This window comes from Pseudomonas sp. BNK-30, assembly GCF_047456185.1.
Classification (GTDB): Bacteria; Pseudomonadota; Gammaproteobacteria; order Pseudomonadales; family Pseudomonadaceae; genus Aquipseudomonas; species Aquipseudomonas putida_E.
The window spans coordinates 760,610-776,511 of record NZ_CP179904.1; the positions used below are offsets into that span (position 1 = coordinate 760,610).

Consider the following 15,902-nt stretch of genomic DNA (forward strand, 5'->3'; position numbering starts at 1 on the left):
ATTAGAGCGCGGATGGCGACAAAGTTGCCAAAAGAAATTCGGCTCCGGCTGCAGAAAACGTTACCCTATGCAACTGAATTTCCCGCACTTGCCTGAGGTTACCTCCGTGTTCTCCCAATTCGCCCTGCATGAACGCCTGCTTAAAGCCGTGGCCGAGCTTAAATTTGTCGAGCCAACCCCGGTGCAGGCCGCGGCCATCCCCTTGGCCCTGCAAGGGCGTGATCTGCGTGTGACCGCGCAGACCGGCAGCGGCAAGACCGCGGCCTTCGTCCTGCCGCTGCTCAACCGCCTGGTCGACCTGAAAGGCGCGCGCGTCGAGATCCGCGCGCTGATCCTGCTGCCGACCCGCGAGCTGGCCCAGCAGACCCTCAAGCAAGTGCAGCTGTTCTCGCAGTTCACCTACATCAAGGCGGGCCTGGTCACCGGCGGTGAGGACTTCAAGGAACAGGCCGCCATGCTGCGCAAGGTGCCGGACGTGCTGATCGGCACCCCGGGCCGCCTGCTCGAGCAGCTCAATGCCGGCAACCTCGACCTGTCCCACGTGCAGGTGATGATCCTCGACGAAGCCGACCGCATGCTCGACATGGGCTTCGCCGAAGACATGGAGCGCCTGTGCAAGGAGTGTGAGAACCGCGAGCAAACCCTGCTGTTCTCGGCCACCACCGGCGGCGCTGCCCTGCGCGACATCATCGGCAAAGTGCTGAAAGACCCTGAGCACCTGATGCTCAACAGTGTTTCGCAGCTGGCCGAAGGTACCCGCCAGCAGGTCATCACCGCTGACCACGACCAGCACAAAGAGGCGATCGTGCAGTGGCTGCTGGCCAACGAAAAATTCGACAAGGCGATCATCTTCACCAACACCCGCGTGCTTGCCGACCGTATCTATGGCCACTTGGTCGCCAAGGACGTAAAAGCGTTCGTGTTGCACGGTGAAAAGGACCAGAAGGACCGCAAGCTGGCCATCGAGCGCTTCAAGCAGGGCAGCTCCAAGGTGCTGGTCGCCACCGACGTGGCGGCCCGTGGCCTGGACATCGACGGCCTGGACCTGGTGATCAACTTCGACATGCCGCGCAGCGGCGACGAGTATGTGCACCGCATTGGCCGTACCGGCCGTGCCGGCGGCGAAGGCCTGGCGATTTCGTTGATCACCCACAATGACTGGAACCTGATGTCCAGCATCGAGCGCTACCTCAAGCAGCAGTTCGAGCGCCGTGTGATCAAGGAAGTGAAGGGCACCTACAACGGGCCGAAGAAGGTCAAGGCGTCGGGCAAGGCTGCCGGCACCAAGAAGAAAAAGACCGAGAAGAAAACTGGCGACAAGAAGGCCGTGAAGCGCAAGCCTACCGCCAAGCCGAAGGCCAATGCACCGCTGACCAGCTCCGATGGCCTGGCACCGCTGAAAAAGCGCAAGCCTGCTGCTGAGTAATCAGTCAATGCTGGCCCTATCGCCGGCAAGCCGGCTCCCACAGGTACTCCATCAGCCTCAAGGGCGATGCGATCACTGTGGGAGCTGGCTTGCCGGCGATTGGGTCTTGATGTAATAGATCAATCCGCCTTCTTCTCCGCCTCCTTCAGCTCCTTGATCCGCTTGTCGATCAGCTGACACTTGTCGGGCAAGTCCTTGCTCGCCGTCCCCAGCTCCATCCCCTGGAGCTCATCGTTAATTTCCTTGGCTTTCTGCGGGTTCTGTTCGGTCAGCTGGCTCACCAGCCCGGCCAGTTCTTCACGTTTCTGGGTGGCCTCTTCCGGCGTGCAGGCCCAGGCGGGCAGGGCGCAGAACAGGGCGGTCGCACAGGCGATGCGCAGCAGCGGTTTCATCCTTTATACCTCCGGCGGTGGGGATGCCCGGTGGAGGCGCCTGCATGCCGGTAAGTTCCGCCTCCACGACCGGCGGAAGCCCCTGTGCACCTGGCCTATACCCCTGGGTATATGGACCCCGACTGCCCTCGGCTCTAGTTTGGAGCCACAACCAGAACAACCGAGGAGCAGACCCATGGATCGATTGAAAGGCAAGGTGGCACTGATTACCGGCGGGGCAGGGGGATGTGGCCTGGCAGCGTCGGAGCTGTTTGCCGCCGAGGGCGCCAAGGTGGCGATCCTCGACTTGCCCAGCAGCCAAGGTGAAGCCGTAGCGGCGCGCATCAATGCAACGGGCGGACAAGCCCTGTTCGTCGCGGCAGACGTTTCCGTGGCCGATCAGGTGCACCGCGCCGTCAGCCAGGCCCAGGCGCACTTCGGGCCGATCACGGTGCTGATGAATCACGCAGGCATCATCGCTGCCGGGCCCTTTCTGGAGACCAGCGAAGCCGATTGGGACCGTTTGATGAGCGTCAACGTGAAAAGCATGTTCCTGGTGACCAAGGCAGTGCTGCCGGGCATGCTGGCCGCCGGTGGCGGCAGCGTGATCTGCACGTCGTCGATTTCGGCCGTGGTGGGCACGCCGATGGAAGTGCTCTACTGCACCACCAAGGGCGCCTGCCACATGTTCGCGCGCGCACAGGCCGCAGCCATGAACAGCGACCACGCCAACCGCCTGGCCACGGTGATTCGCAGCATCGGCAGCGACGCACTGGGCCCGGCCATCGACACTGCGCTCAAGGGCGTAGTCGATTTCGACATGAGCTGCGCTTACCTGTTTCGCTTCAACCAGCCGGCGCTGTTGGTGCACGATGGCTACAACCAGCGGGTGACCGAGCGTACGCTCAAGGCGTATCTGCGCGGGGGCTATTTGCTCGACCCGTTCTACGTCGCTTGCACCAACAATGCACCACGGCAGCTTGATCGAAGAAATCGGCTTCATCGTCCCTGTGCGCCCACGCACGGCGCTGGTGTTTTCCTTGATGCGCGGCTTGCACAAGGGGGCGTTCGAAACCGATGAAACCCAACGCCTCGCTGCGCTGACGCCGCTGATCGATGCCATTTTCAGCCAGCACCTGCACCTTGCTCATGCCGAAGACCTGGCCGACCCGCAGGACTCGGACTGCCAGTTGGAAGACGCCTTCGTCGATATCCTCCAGGGCCAGTTGACCGAAACCCAGCGGCATGTGGCCAAGCTGATTTTGCAGGGGCACAGCAGCCAGTCGATCTCGCGGGCGCTGGGGATTTCGGAAGGGACGGTCAAGGTGCACCGGCACAACATCTGGCAGCGGTTGGGGATTGCCGGGAATGCGGAGTTGTTTCGGTTGTTTATTGGCTATCTCACGAAGCAGCAATGATCTGAAGGCTATGGCCTGTAATGGATCTGTGCGGCTTTTCTATCTCGGCTGTAATCCCTTTCCGAAACTGGCGTTTAACCTCCTGGCCCCATTGATGCGCGAGTGACCTCGTCCTAGTCTCGCGATGAAAGAGGAGGTATCGTATGTACATCTGTAAATACAGGGCGCCCCATGATATTTGAGTGGGACGCAACGAAAAATCAAACCAATATCCGAAAGCACGGCATCGATTTCGCTGATGTGCCCGACATGTTCAACCATCCCATGTTGACCCGACGGGACGACAGCGCACAATACGCTGAGGAGCGCTGGGTAAGCTTGGGATGGCTCAATGCCTTGCTTGGGGTAGTCGTGTACACGGAGAGGCAGGGTGAGGTAATCCGCATCATTTCCGCACGTAAAGCCACCAGATGGGAGGCCAAACACTATGACCAAAGCATCGAAAACTGATTGGAGCCGCCTGGCTCAAATGGACGATAAAGATATTGATACCTCGGATATCCCCGAGTTGGACCAGGCTTTCTTCCAGCAGGCTGAACTGCGTGTCCCGGCGAAGCAGGCAGTAACCATTCGCCTGGACGCTGATGTCCTCACCTGGTTCAAGGATCAGGGGGCGGGTTATCAGACGCGGATTAATCAGTTGCTGCGCCAGTACATGCAAGCCCAGCAGCGCCAGCGCTGAGATCTTTTGGAACGCACCAGACCCGCGACCGGTCCCAAGCTGTGTACCCCATGCGTCCACAGCAAGAGGCCATAGCCATGAGCATTACCTACGACTGGGACCTGATCGAGCGCTTGCTGCACGAAGTGCAGAACGGCGCCGGTCACAGCTTCACACCACGCCCCTATGCCGAGCAGCACGCTGCGGCTCTGGCCGCCGAGGGCCAGCCGGTGGGGGATGTGGACCATCTGAAAACCCGTGCCTGCGAGTACGAGAAGCTGCTATTCGAGCGCGGCTTCGTCGAGAGCCGGCCGCCAGAGGATGGCGGCAATGGAGAGAACTTCGTGCTCACCGAGCGCGGGTCGCGGCTGTTGAGCCTGATCGACAGCAGCATCCCGGGCTTCGAGCACCCGCGCCAGGTACTGGATGACCAGGAAGATGCGCTGGACGAAACCACCTTCGAGCAGGTGTCGGCGAAGGCGCAGATCGCTTGAGGTCGTATTGAGGCTGGCAAGGCCTGCCCGGAAAAACCGATAATCGGTCTTTTCTGAATACTGCCGAGCCTTGCCCATGCCATCGATCACCCAAGAGGGCCGCCCATGAGTGCGGCCCGCAAGAATCCCGATGCCTTTGCCTTCCAGGTCATGCTGGGGCTGTGCCTGATCTGGGGTTGCCAACAGGTACTGATCAAGTCTGCGGCGGTTGATATTGCGCCGGTGATGCAGGCAGCTCTGCGCAACGGCCTTGCGGCGGTGCTGGTCGGCTTGATGATCTGCTGGCGCGGTGGCTGGGGGCAGGTGGGGAGTACCTGGCGTGGCGGGTTGCTGGCCGGCGGTTTGTTTGGCCTGGAGTTCCTGTTCATCGCCGAGGGGCTGAAGCTGACATCGGCGGCGCACATGTCTGTGTTCCTCTATACCGCGCCGGTGTTCACGGCACTTGGGCTACATTTCATGCTGCCCAGCGAGCGGCTGCGCCTGCTGCAGTGGCTGGGCATTCTGTTGGCGTTCGGCGGAATTGCTACTGCGTTTGCCGGGGGCGTGTCGTTCGAAGAAATGGACGGGCGCATGCTGCTCGGCGATGCCTTCGGTGTGCTGGCCGGGTTAGCTTGGGGGGCGACGACCGTGGTGGTACGGGGTTCGCGCTTGTCCGAGGCGCCTGCGACGTTGACCCTCTTCTACCAACTGGCAGTAGGTTTTGTCGGGTTAGTGCTGATCGCCTTGCTCAGCGGGCAGATCGACAAGGTCTCGTGGACGCCCTTGGCGGTCGGCAGCGTGCTGTTCCAGGGCATTGTGGTGTCGTTTGTCAGCTACCTGACGTGGTTCTGGTTGCTGCGTAAGTACTTGGCCTCGAATTTGGCGGTGTTTTCTTTTATTACCCCATTATTTGGGGTGACGTTTGGCGTGCTCTTGCTGGATGAACCGCTTAGCGTGAATTTTGTGCTCGGGGCCGTAATGGTTTTGCTCGGCGTGGTGCTGGTCAGTGCCGAGCCTTGGGTGAAGCAGCAATTGCGCAGGTTTGTGGGATAGGGGTTGCTGTTACTGGCCCTATCGCCGGCAAGCCGGCCCACAGGTACCCCACTAAACCTGAGGGCAGTGGGGCATCTTTGGGAGCCGGCTTGCCGGCGACAGGGCCGGTATTGATCAAGCTTGATCCATCACGCAACCCGCCCTGCAATTTGGCAGTTCTGGTTGTTGCGTGTGCCGGTAAGAACCAATACCCCCGCCAGCCCCAACCCAGCCGCCGCCATTACCAGCGCCGGCTGCAAGCTCCCGCTGTAATGGTTGCTCAACGCCGCCAGCAACGGCCCGCTCAATTGCCCCAGCGCAAAGCACGCAGTCAACAGCCCGGCATTGCGCTGCGTCGCATGCGGCGCCAGCTCCCGCGAGCGTTGCATCACCAACTGCATGCATGCCAGGAACGGCGTACCGCAGAGCACTACGCCCAAGGCGAGGCCAAGGCCACCGCCCATCAGGCAGGCCAGCACGCCAAGGCCTTGCAGCCACAAGGTCGCGCTCAGCCAGGCCGAAGTGCGGCCGGCGCGTCGCACACTCACCAGCACCACGCCCATCGCCGCCGCCACACCAAACGCTGGCCAGAACAGATCGGCCATCCAGTTGCCCTGGAACTGTTGGTTGGCCATTTGCGAGAGGAACGTGGCCGGCAGGATGTAACCCACGCCATACAAGGCATACACCAGGCCAAGGCGGCCAATGCCAACGCTGCGCGTCGCCCCTTGCTGCACCGTGCTCGGTACCACGGCGGGTTCCAGAGCGCGAGGCAGCCAAGGGTACACCGCCAGCAGCATGACCAGCGCGGCAACGGCATACACCAGCCATAACGCTGCCGAGCTCATACCGAGCAAGTGAGCGAGCAATGCCAGCAGGCCGGTGACGGCGATGCCCAGGCCGGGCCCGGCGAACACCAGGGCGCCCAGGCGCGGACGGTTGTTGGCGTTGGCCAGTTGCTGGCTGAGGCTGGTGATCATCACCAGCACCCAGGCACTGGCAACACCCGTGCCGAAGCGCAGCAGCAGGTGGCTCCAGAACCCGTCCGCAGCCCAGGACGCCAGGGTCAGCACTGCGCAAAGCCACAGGCCGCCATGCAGGCGCAGCCTGACCTGGGCGGGGGTGCGGGCGAACATGGCGTCTGCCGCGCCAATGAAATAACCCAGGTAGTTGGCCGCCGCGACCAGGCCGGCGGCGGTCAGGTCGAACTGGCCTTCGGCGATCAGTTGCGGCAGTTGTGGGGTGAGAGCGAAGCGGCCGATGCCCATGGCCATCATCAGGGCTACGGCGCTGGCCAGCAGTTGTACGAACGGCGACATGAGGACACTCCTGCGCGGGTGTAAACGATGGATGGCAGGTTAGGGCGCTTTTGTTTTCAATAAAATTGAATAATGATGATCAAGTTGTTCTGTTTTGGAGAATGTCATGGAGTTCAGCCAGCTGCGTATCTTCCAGGCGGTCGCAGAGGAAGGTTCCATCACACGCGCCGCCGAGCGCCTGCACCGGGTGCCGTCGAACCTGTCCACGCGCTTGCGCCAGCTTGAAGAGCAACTGGGCGTGGAGCTTTTCTTGCGTGAACGCCAGCGCCTGCAGTTGTCCCCCGCTGGCAAGGTGCTGCTGGATTACGCCAACCGCCTGGCGGCGCTGCGTGACGAAGCCATGGCGGCGGTACAGGGCGGGCAGCCGGCCGGCGACTTCGTCCTGGGCACCATGTACAGCACGGCGGCCATTCACCTGCCCGCGCTGTTGGCGCGCTACCATCAGGCCTATCCGGCCGTTAACTTGCAGGTGCAGGCTGCCCCCAGTGGCGAGTTGCTCGAGGGGTTGCTCAGCCACCGCCTGGACGCCGCACTGGTGGACGGGCCTCCGAGCCTGGCGGGGCTCGATGGCGTGCCCTTGTGCGAAGAAGAACTGGTACTGATCACCAGCCCTGAACACCCAACAGTGCACAGCGCCAGGGATGTGGCGGGCAAGGCGGTGTTCACCTTCCGCCAGGGCTGTTCCTACCGGATGCGCCTGGAGGCGTGGTATGCCCATGCACATACGCCCATGGGGCGGGTAATGGAGATCGAGTCTTACCAGAGCATGCTGGCCTGTGTGATAGCCGGCGCGGGCGTGGCGCTGATGGCGCAATCGATGCTCGACAGCCTGCCGGGGCGTGACCGCGTGCGGGTCCATCGCCTGCAGGCGCCGTTCGATCAGGCGGTGACCTGGCTGATGTGGCGGCAGGGGATGCGAGGGGCGAATTTGCAGGCGTGGGTCGATTTGCAACAAAGCGAAACGATTAACCAGCCGTCGGAATCCACCGTTTCCGCTTGATCCGCGTCAAACTTGCCCCTATCTGTAAGTACAAGGGCATGCGTAATACAGGACATCGGGCTATGATCTGTATGAAACATCGCAGGATTGATTGACCGAGAGGCTGACCCGTCAAGGGGGCACTATGAAAAACCAAATGTTCAACTGGCTCCACGACTTGGCTGTCGCCCTGGGGCTGATACCACCACCCTTGCAGCCGGTGCCTATCCCGACTGATGAAGAGCAGCGCAGGCGCCAGCCGCGTCGTCGTTGAAACCAACAAAAGCCGCGATATCAGAGATGATGCCGTGGCTTTTTTGTTGGTTGTTTTCGGGGCGTTGTGCATGCGGTCGAGCGCATGCCTGGGTTGCGCCGGCACCTTTGGGATCGAGCGCTGCCTGGGCGACGCTCGATCTCACCCTCAAGCCAGCTTCATCGCTCCCACCGGTTTACGCGACAGCAGGCTGACCAGCACGAAGCTCACCAGGCCAACCGCCAGGCTGTAGTAGATCGGCGTATTGGCGTCCAGCCCGTCCTTGAACATGAACAACAGCGCCGTGGCAAAGCCCAGCGACATGCTGGCGATGGCCCCTGCAGTGGTTGCACGTTTCCAGAAGATAGCCCCGATCAGCGGGATCAGCATGCCGCCGACCAGCAGGTTGTAGGCCAGCGTCAGTGCGCTTATCACATCGTTCACCGCCAGGGCGATGCCCAACACCACCAAGCCGGTGAGCAGGGTGAACAGGCGGCTGACACCCAGGCTCGACTGCTTGCCGCCACGCAGTTTTGGCAGCAGGTCTTCGGTAATGGTGGTCGAGGCGGCCAGCAGGCCGGCGCTGGCGGTCGACATCATCGCTGCCAGGGCAGCGGCCATCAGCAGGCCACGGATACCATCAGGCAACTGGCTCTTGATCATCTCGGCGAACGCGTTGTTCGGGTTGGCAAGGTCCGGCATCAGCACATGCGCGGCCATGCCGATCAGGGCGCAGGCCAGGCCATATAGCACGCAGTACAGGCCTGCAGTCGTGCCGGCGCGTTGGCAGACCTTCTCGTCACGGGCGGTGAACACCCGCTGCCAGATGTCCTGACCGATCAGGATGCCGAAGAAGTAGATCAGGAAGTAGGTGATGATGGTGTCCCAGCCGATGGTGGTCCAGGCGAAGCTGGCCGCCGGCAGCTTGGCTACCAGGGTGTCCCAGCCACCGGCGTTGTACAGGCACACCGGCAGCAGGATGAACATCAGGCCCACGGTCTTGATCACGAACTGGACGATATCGGTCAGGGTCAACGACCACATGCCGCCGATGGTCGAATAGACCACCACCACGCCGCCGCCGAGCAGCAGCGACATCCAGAACGGCAAGTCCAGCAACACCTGCAGGACAGTCGCCATGGCCAGGGTCGAGGTGACGCCGATCATCAGCGCATAGGCCAGCATGATTGCCGCACTGGCCTGGCGCGCCATGGGGTTGTAGCGACGTTCCAGTACCTGGGTCACGGTGAAGATCTTCAGGCGCAGCAGCGGTTTGGCGAGGAACAGGTTGAGGGCGATGATGCCCAGGCCCAGGGCTGCGCACAGCCAGAAACCGGAGATGCCATGCACATAGCCAAGGCGTACGGTGCCGACGGTGGAGGCGCCGCCGAGCACGGTTGTGGCCATGGTGCCCATGTACAAGGTCGGGCCCAGGTTGCGCCCTGCCACCAGGTAGTCTTCGTGGGTTTTTGCGCGCCGCATGCCATACCAGCCCAGCCCGAGCATGCCGGCGGTATAGATCATTACAACAATGATGTCCAAGGCCATTGGGGGTCTCCCGATTATCTTTATTATGGCGAGATCGACCGCTCAGGCGGGTTCACGGCGCCTGGCGGTCTTGTCTTGTGTTGGCGGGCCTCTGTGGCCCTCCCTCATGGCTCCTGCCGGGGTGCAGCAAGTTTCAGCGGCGCACGACGCCGGGCAGCACGCAGAGCATTTCGAACAGCAGGTTGGCACCGAGCAGCGAGGTGTTGCCGGTGGTGTCGTAAGGCGGGGAGACTTCGACAAGGTCACAGCCGATCAGGTCCAGGCCGTGGCAGCCGCGAATGATCTCCATCGCCTGGATGGTGGTCAAGCCGCCGATTTCCGGGGTGCCGGTGCCCGGGGCCCAGGCCGGGTCGATACCGTCGATATCGAACGACAGGTACACCGGGCCGCCGCCGACTTTTTCGCGCACTTCGGCCATCAGCGGTTCCAGCGACTTGTGCCAGCACTCTTCGGCCTGTACTACGCGAAAGCCCTGGCGGCGGCTCCAGTTGAAGTCGTCGGCGGTGTAGCCCTGGGCGCGCAGGCCGATCTGGACCACGCGGTCGCAATCGAGCAGGCCCTCTTCCACCGCGCGGCGGAAGGTGGTGCCGTGGGCGATTTTCTCACCGAACATGTGATCGTTGACGTCGGCGTGGGCGTCGATGTGCACCAGGCCGATCTTGCCGTGCTTCTTGTGCAGGGCGCGCAGGATCGGCAGGGTGATGGTGTGGTCGCCACCCAGCGTCATCGGGATGACATTGTGCTCGACAATCTCGTCGTAGGCTTCTTCGATGATGCGCACGGCGTCGAGCAGGTTGAAGGTGTTGATCGCCACGTCACCGATGTCGGCCACCGACAGCGAGTCGAACGGGGCGGCACCAGTGGCCATGTTGTACGGGCGGATCATCACCGATTCGGCGCGGATCTGCCGTGGGCCGAAGCGGGTGCCGGAGCGCAGCGAGGTGCCGATGTCCAGCGGCACGCCGATGAACGCGGCGTCCAGGCCTTCGGCGCTTTGCAGGTGGGGGAGACGGAGCATGGTGGCGATGCCGCCGAAACGCGGCATTTCGTTGCCGCCCAGTGGTTGATGGAGAACTTTGTCCACGGTGGGCCTCATCAGTCGGTCGATTGTTTTGTTTGTTCGAACCTGTGCCGCCGCGCGCCTTGAAATGTGGTTATGCCGGCGGGCAGGGACATTTCGGCCAAGTCTGCTCAAGGTAGTGCGTGGGAAAAATCGCTACCGGCAAATACTTACTTCAGGAATTTCTGAACTAAACGCCATCGCAGCGGTTAGACTGCGCGCAAATGACACAGCGGAACCGTTGCACCATGGCCTCGACCTTGCCCGACCTGAAACTGCTGCGCATCTTTGTCAGCGTGGTGCGCCACCAAGGCTTCGCCAATGCCCAGCGCGATCTCAACCTGTCGACCTCGGCCATCAGTACCTACATGAGCCAGCTCGAAGGCGCCTTGGGCATCGTGCTGTGCCACCGCGGGCGTGGCGGTTTCAGCCTGACCAGCAAGGGCGAGCTGTTCCATCAGGAGACCTTGCGCCTGCTGGCGGAGCTCGATGGCTTCGAGCAATACGCCGCAGCGCTCAAGGGTGAGCTGCGCGGTACGCTCAACCTCGGGGTAATCGACTCAACCGTGGGCGACCGCGCGCTGCCGTTGGCTGAAGCGATCGGAGCCTACAGCCAGGAGCACCCGGCGGTGCACCTGCACCTTTCGGTATCCAGCCCCTATGAGCTGCAGCTTGGCGTGCAGGACAACCGCCTGGACCTGGCTATCGGGGCGTTCTCCTCGCGCATGAGTGGCCTGGTTTACCAGCCGCTGTACCGCGAGCAGCATTGGTTGTACTGCAGCAGCCGCCACCCGTTGTTCGCCGAGCGGCGTATCCCCGAACCGGTGGTGACCCAGCAGCGCATGGTCGGGCGCGGTTACTGGAGCCAGGCGGAGTTGGCCCGGCATGGCTTCAAACACAGCGCGGCGACCGTCGAAAGCATGGAGGCGCAGCTCATTCTGATCCTGTCAGGTGCCTATATCGGCTACCTGCCCGAGCACTATGCCCAGGCTTGGGTCGACAAGGGCGACCTGCGCGTATTATCTCCGGCCACTTTCGGCTATCAGGCGCCATTTTCGCTGATCGTCCGCCGCGGTCGCAGCCGTGAACCCTTGATTCAGACCTTCCGTGACCTGCTCAAAAGCCAGCTCAATGTTGGCTGATGAACAGGACGTTTTGGTCATTCCGTCGGCATGAATAAATTTCCTACAAACCTGACTACTAGGCTGATGGCGTTCTGCTAAACCTCTACTTGCTTTGATGATTTTCCCCTTCATCTATACAAGCAAGGACCGCCCAGATGCGCATGAATTTGCCCGTCACTGAGCATGAAAGAACGTTTTCCAGCGACCAGCGGCTGATCTCTACCACCGACCTGAACAGCCGCATCACTTACTGCAACGACGCGTTCGTGACCATCAGCGGGTTCACCTACGACGAGCTGGTGGGCCAGACCCACAACCTGGTGCGTCACCCCGACATGCCACCGGCGGTTTTCGGGCATATGTGGGACACCATCAAACAAGGCAAACCCTGGATGGGCGTGGTGAAGAATCGCGCCAAGAACGGTGATTTCTACTGGGTGAGTGCTTATGTCACCGCCATTTATGAAAACGGCCGCATCAGCGGCTACGAGTCGGTGCGTTCGGTGCCCAGCCGTGAGCAGATCCGCCGCGCAGAACGGCTGTATGCGCGTCTGCGCGCCGGTCGCCCGGCTGTAGCCTGGGCCGCGCGGCTGGGGCGTGGCGTTGGCGATGGCTGGCCGCTGATCGGCGCAGGCCTGTTGTCGGCCGCCGGCTACCTCTGGTTACCGCCCTATGCAGCGCTGGGCGTGCTGATGGCCAGTATGCTGTTGGCCTGGTACCTGATTGAACAACGGCATAACCAGGCGATCCGCCGCACACTGGCCGAACATCCCAAAGCCTTCACCAGCCCGCTGGTAGCGCTGACGTACAGTGACAACCCGGGCCTGCACGGCCAGCTCGACCTGGCGATCATCAGCGAGGAAGCGAGGCTGCAAACCGCCCTGACACGCCTGGTGGACGCCGGCGTCGGCGTGAAGTCGCGGGCAGCCCAGTCAGCCGACCTGTCCGATGCCCAGGCGCAGATGCTCGATCGCCAGCGCAGTGAGACCGATCAGTCGGCCACCGCCATTGCGCAGATGGCGGCGACCATTCAGGAAGTGACGCATAACGTGCAAAGCACCGCGCATGCTGCGGGCGATGCCGATCAGTTGGCGCAGCAGGGCAGCGAACTGGCCCGGCAGAGCCTCAAGGCGATGGGCAGCATGAGTGAGGCGGTCAGCGACATCGGCCAGGCGGTCAATGCCCTGGCTGAGCAGACCCAGTCGATCGGCAGCGTGGTCGACACCATCACCTCGATTGCCGAACAGACCAATTTGCTGGCGCTCAATGCCGCGATCGAGGCGGCGCGGGCGGGTGAGCAGGGCAGGGGCTTTGCCGTGGTGGCCGATGAGGTGCGCTCGCTGGCGCAGCGCACGCGCACCTCGACCGAGGAAATCCACCAGATCATTGCCTCCCTGCGCACGGGCGCCGAGCGGGCGGTAAGCACTGCCAGCCGCGGTGAGCAGATCTCGCGGGATAGCGTGCACAGTGTCGAGGCGGTGCAGTCGGCGCTGGCCGGGATTGCCCAGGCGGTCAGCCGCATCACCGGCATGAGCCAGCAGATGGCGACGGCGTCGGAGCAGCAGAGCCACGTGGCCGAAGACATCAACCAGCAGATCGTGCGCATCGCCCAGCTGTGTGACCAGACGGCAGGGCAGGCCAAGCAGGGGGCTGAAATCAGCCAGGACCTGGAGCGAATGGCCGAGTATCTGCACAGCCTGGCAGAGCGCTTCAACCGCTGATTTATCGCCTCTCCCACAAGGATGTGGGGCTTTTCCTCAGGGCTGTGGCACACTGCGCCCGGTAAGGAGAAACCGATGTCCAGACCCCGCTGCGAGCGTTGCCTGCGCCCGCTCGACCACTGCCTTTGCCCACTGATCCCCTCGCTCGACAGCCGCACCCGCGTGGTCCTGCTGCAGCACCCGAGTGAAACCTCGCACGCCCTGAATACCGCACGCCTGGCTGCCCTTGGCCTGGTCAATGCCGAGTTGCGCGTCGGCGAGGTGTTTGAAGACCTGGGTGATTTGCTGGATGCACCTGAGTATCGGCCGGTGCTGTTGTTCCCAGGTGAGCAGGCCCAAGTGCTTGCAGCCTACGGCGATACAGACGACAGGCCGCTCATGCTGATTGTCCCTGATGGCACCTGGCGCAAGGCTCGCAAGCTTTTGTACCTCAATCCGCTGCTCGAAGCGTTGCCCAGGGTGACGCTGGCGCAGGTGGCGCCCTCGCGCTACCGCGTGCGCAAGGCGCCGGAGCCGGGAGCGGTGTCGACCATAGAGGCGGTGGTGCAGGCATTGAATGTGCTGGAGCAGCCGGCCTGTTTCGATGAGTTGCTGCGCCCGTTCGAAGTGTTGATCGAGGGGCAGATCAGGGCAATGGGGCCTGAGACGTTCCAAAGAAATCACGGTGAAGGCTGACACCTGCACTGTCAGTGCCGTTCTCTCCTCACGATTGCAGGCGCTTTGTGTGTGCCCGCAGCTTCGTGCCATTGCGGCTGTGCGTGGGAGGACTTCGGGTCTGCCGGGTTCCAAGTTCCCGGTTCGCCGATCTGCGTACAGCAGTGTCCCGAATGGGGTGGTTCGTTAATCGCTAAGCCGAAGAACCATTGGTGAGACAAATCGAGTGGATAAACGAATCAAGCGTCCGGGACACTAGGCATTTAAAATGGCCGTCTACTTTTTCAAGGCCAGGCTGATGCCTTCATCCCCACTCTCGTAGCGGCAAATCACCGACGTTTTTGTATCTTTCTTGTTCTTCAGTTCAAATGCGCTGAGATCCGACTCCGACGCGTTAGGGGTGAAGCCAGCCCATTGACCGTCGTTATTTTTTACGCTGTAAGCGATGCCTTCCATACCGTCTTGTTCATCGGCAGATTGAGTGATGCTTGTAACTTTCGGGCAATCTGCTGCAAATGCATTACCCATTGCCAGCACTGTTGCGATACCTACTGCGGCGATAATACGCATGTGACCTACTCCTTCAGGTGATTGAGCGTTCAGCATGGTGGCTCTCGTTACATATCGCTACTGGCAAAAATGCCGGGTTGACGTGGCAACAGTCGTTGGCTGTACCGGCCTTCGTCGCCTGCAAGCTTGGCCTTGAGCCGCTTGAAGATGCGCCTACCGGCGAAATTACGGTGGCGCGGTTGCGTCCGTTCGAGGTGTTGATCGAGAGGCAGGTCAGGGCGATGGGGACTGAGGCGTTCCAGAGAAATCATGGTGAGGGCTGACACCGGCACTCGGAATTTAACTGATAATTTTGCTAGTTTGCGCGGCGATCGGGTTCGGTGATGCTGGGAGGCATTCTTACTTGGCATCCGAGCAACCATCATGATCAGAATCTGGTATCAGAATCAGGGTGTAGCCTTTACGGTTAAGGCCGGCAAGCACGTCTACTCCCTGATGCGGGGGCAGGGTTTCGTTGTGGGGCAGGTGAGTGGGAGTTCCACCGGTGTCGCCAACGCGCGCTTGATCGGCACCGATGGCATGGGGTCACCTTTATTGATTCTGGACCCGCTGTGCAAAGAGCGTCACAGCTATACAGCGTATGGGTACGATGCATTGCTGACTGAAAGTACCGTACTGGGATTCAACGGCCAGCTGTCTTGTATGTTGAAGCATGCCTATTTGTTGGGGAATGGTTACAGGGTCTACAGTACCGCGCTGATGAGGTTCTTTTCTGCGGACCGATTGAGTCCCTTTGCGGCGGGCGGTTTGAACGCATACGCCTACGTGCAGGGGGACCCGGTCAATCGAGATGATCCTACCGGCCGAATGTTCAGATGGGTCAAAAAACTTATACCGGGCAAGTCGGTAGCCATTGACGTACAAAACTCTGACGTAGAAAACCCTGCCATCACGCTCCCGGCAATGAGCTCAAATCCACCGGCCTCGGTCAGTTTTGTTAATGAAATCTCGTCTACGCCACCTCGTATGGCGCCTTTACTGGTCATTCTGAAACAAAATAGTCCTGCTACTGACCTGTTGCTGGGGCACGTGGGGAACAAGGGTCTGATGCAACTAGGGCGTGTATCACGCGACGCGTCGAATGCAGTGAGCCTTCATTTGTCCAGAACTCACGCCGGGCCGCAACAGGTTGCCATGGCAAACCAGTTCGCGCTGACCGAGCGGGCACGCATCTTTGCTGGTTTGGCCGCACAAAAGCTGATGAATAGAGAGGTGCCGCTTGCGCCCATGACTCCAGCTCAAGCGATGGAGCACGTCCGACTCAACATTGTGTGAGCGTTTGCGCAAGGCGCC

General features: G+C 61.4%; 18 protein-coding genes. 13 read left to right on the plus strand and 5 right to left on the minus strand.

The features are described from left to right. The first annotated feature begins 67 nt into the window (after positions 1–67). Positions 68–1,426 (plus strand): DEAD/DEAH box helicase, encoded by a 1,359-nt coding sequence (locus ACMGGN_RS03605; protein ID WP_012315652.1) that lies wholly within the window; start codon positions 68–70, stop codon positions 1,424–1,426. A gap of 119 nt (positions 1,427–1,545) precedes the next feature. Here ACMGGN_RS03605 and ACMGGN_RS03610 read toward each other — a convergent pair whose 3' ends face one another. Continuing rightward, positions 1,546–1,818, minus strand: coding sequence for a hypothetical protein (locus tag ACMGGN_RS03610; RefSeq protein WP_046788065.1), 273 nt, complete (start codon positions 1,816–1,818; stop codon positions 1,546–1,548). Positions 1,819–1,993: 175 nt separating this feature from the next. Between ACMGGN_RS03610 and ACMGGN_RS03615 the strand changes: the two genes are divergently transcribed. The 6 genes from ACMGGN_RS03615 (at position 1,994) to ACMGGN_RS03640 (ending at position 5,402) form a co-directional block, all read left to right on the plus strand. Next, complete coding sequence (locus tag ACMGGN_RS03615) at positions 1,994–2,878, plus strand: SDR family NAD(P)-dependent oxidoreductase (RefSeq protein ID WP_346640954.1); 885 nt, start codon at positions 1,994–1,996, stop codon at positions 2,876–2,878. Beyond that, positions 2,841–3,215, plus strand: coding sequence for a LuxR C-terminal-related transcriptional regulator (locus tag ACMGGN_RS03620; RefSeq protein WP_182445346.1), 375 nt, complete (start codon positions 2,841–2,843; stop codon positions 3,213–3,215). The genes ACMGGN_RS03615 and ACMGGN_RS03620 overlap by 38 nt, the downstream gene beginning before the upstream one ends. Positions 3,216–3,386: 171 nt before the next feature. Continuing rightward, positions 3,387–3,665 carry a BrnT family toxin gene (locus ACMGGN_RS03625; protein WP_046788068.1) on the plus strand — a complete coding sequence of 93 codons (279 nt, stop codon included), beginning with the start codon at positions 3,387–3,389 and terminating at the stop codon, positions 3,663–3,665. After that, positions 3,643–3,897, plus strand: a complete 255-nt coding sequence (locus tag ACMGGN_RS03630) for a BrnA antitoxin family protein (protein ID WP_012315648.1) — start codon at positions 3,643–3,645, stop codon at positions 3,895–3,897. Before ACMGGN_RS03625 ends, ACMGGN_RS03630 begins: the two co-directional genes overlap by 23 nt. 77 nt (positions 3,898–3,974) lie before the next feature. After that, complete coding sequence (locus ACMGGN_RS03635) at positions 3,975–4,370, plus strand: transcriptional regulator (RefSeq protein ID WP_115274130.1); 396 nt, start codon at positions 3,975–3,977, stop codon at positions 4,368–4,370. A gap of 105 nt (positions 4,371–4,475) precedes the next feature. Then, a complete protein-coding gene (locus ACMGGN_RS03640; RefSeq protein ID WP_125924526.1) occupies positions 4,476–5,402 on the plus strand; it encodes a DMT family transporter in 927 nt (308 codons plus the stop codon). A gap of 128 nt (positions 5,403–5,530) precedes the next feature. On the opposite strand, the gene ACMGGN_RS03645 is transcribed toward ACMGGN_RS03640, so the two are convergent. Then, on the minus strand, positions 5,531–6,700 hold the full coding sequence (locus tag ACMGGN_RS03645; protein ID WP_174142431.1) for an MFS transporter: 1,170 nt from the start codon (positions 6,698–6,700) through the stop codon (positions 5,531–5,533). Positions 6,701–6,806: 106 nt separating this feature from the next. Here ACMGGN_RS03645 and ptrR point away from each other — a divergent pair, with 106 nt between their 5' ends. Together ptrR and ACMGGN_RS03655 are read left to right on the plus strand one after the other, a co-directional pair. Then, on the plus strand, positions 6,807–7,700 hold the full coding sequence (gene ptrR / locus ACMGGN_RS03650; RefSeq protein ID WP_115274133.1) for a putrescine utilization regulator PtrR: 894 nt from the start codon (positions 6,807–6,809) through the stop codon (positions 7,698–7,700). A gap of 124 nt (positions 7,701–7,824) precedes the next feature. Then, the gene (locus ACMGGN_RS03655) at positions 7,825–7,953 is read left to right on the plus strand and encodes a PA1414 family protein (protein WP_008090807.1); all 129 of its coding nucleotides are present in this window, start codon (positions 7,825–7,827) and stop codon (positions 7,951–7,953) included. A 147-nt stretch (positions 7,954–8,100) separates the two neighbouring features. Here ACMGGN_RS03655 and ACMGGN_RS03660 read toward each other — a convergent pair whose 3' ends face one another. Then, positions 8,101–9,480 (minus strand): sodium:solute symporter, encoded by a 1,380-nt coding sequence (locus tag ACMGGN_RS03660; RefSeq protein WP_251961737.1) that lies wholly within the window; start codon positions 9,478–9,480, stop codon positions 8,101–8,103. A 133-nt stretch (positions 9,481–9,613) separates the two neighbouring features. After that, positions 9,614–10,564 (minus strand): agmatinase, encoded by a 951-nt coding sequence (gene speB / locus ACMGGN_RS03665; protein WP_012315641.1) that lies wholly within the window; start codon positions 10,562–10,564, stop codon positions 9,614–9,616. A 224-nt stretch (positions 10,565–10,788) separates the two neighbouring features. On the opposite strand from speB, the gene ACMGGN_RS03670 reads away from it, so the two are divergent. The 3 genes from ACMGGN_RS03670 (at position 10,789) to ACMGGN_RS03680 (ending at position 14,060) form a co-directional block, all read left to right on the plus strand. Beyond that, positions 10,789–11,682 carry a LysR family transcriptional regulator gene (locus ACMGGN_RS03670; protein WP_115274135.1) on the plus strand — a complete coding sequence of 298 codons (894 nt, stop codon included), beginning with the start codon at positions 10,789–10,791 and terminating at the stop codon, positions 11,680–11,682. Between the two features lie 137 nt (positions 11,683–11,819). Beyond that, positions 11,820–13,385: a methyl-accepting chemotaxis protein gene (locus ACMGGN_RS03675; RefSeq protein WP_237860771.1), complete on the plus strand. Its 1,566-nt coding sequence runs from the start codon at positions 11,820–11,822 to the stop codon at positions 13,383–13,385. A gap of 75 nt (positions 13,386–13,460) precedes the next feature. Continuing rightward, positions 13,461–14,060 carry a tRNA-uridine aminocarboxypropyltransferase gene (locus ACMGGN_RS03680; RefSeq protein ID WP_115274137.1) on the plus strand — a complete coding sequence of 200 codons (600 nt, stop codon included), beginning with the start codon at positions 13,461–13,463 and terminating at the stop codon, positions 14,058–14,060. Positions 14,061–14,315: 255 nt separating this feature from the next. On the opposite strand, the gene ACMGGN_RS03685 is transcribed toward ACMGGN_RS03680, so the two are convergent. After that, positions 14,316–14,609 carry a hypothetical protein gene (locus ACMGGN_RS03685; RefSeq protein ID WP_115274139.1) on the minus strand — a complete coding sequence of 98 codons (294 nt, stop codon included), beginning with the start codon at positions 14,607–14,609 and terminating at the stop codon, positions 14,316–14,318. Positions 14,610–14,972: 363 nt separating this feature from the next. On the opposite strand from ACMGGN_RS03685, the gene ACMGGN_RS03690 reads away from it, so the two are divergent. Further along, positions 14,973–15,884 carry an RHS repeat-associated core domain-containing protein gene (locus ACMGGN_RS03690; RefSeq protein ID WP_115274140.1) on the plus strand — a complete coding sequence of 304 codons (912 nt, stop codon included), beginning with the start codon at positions 14,973–14,975 and terminating at the stop codon, positions 15,882–15,884. Positions 15,885–15,902: the final 18 nt, after the last annotated feature.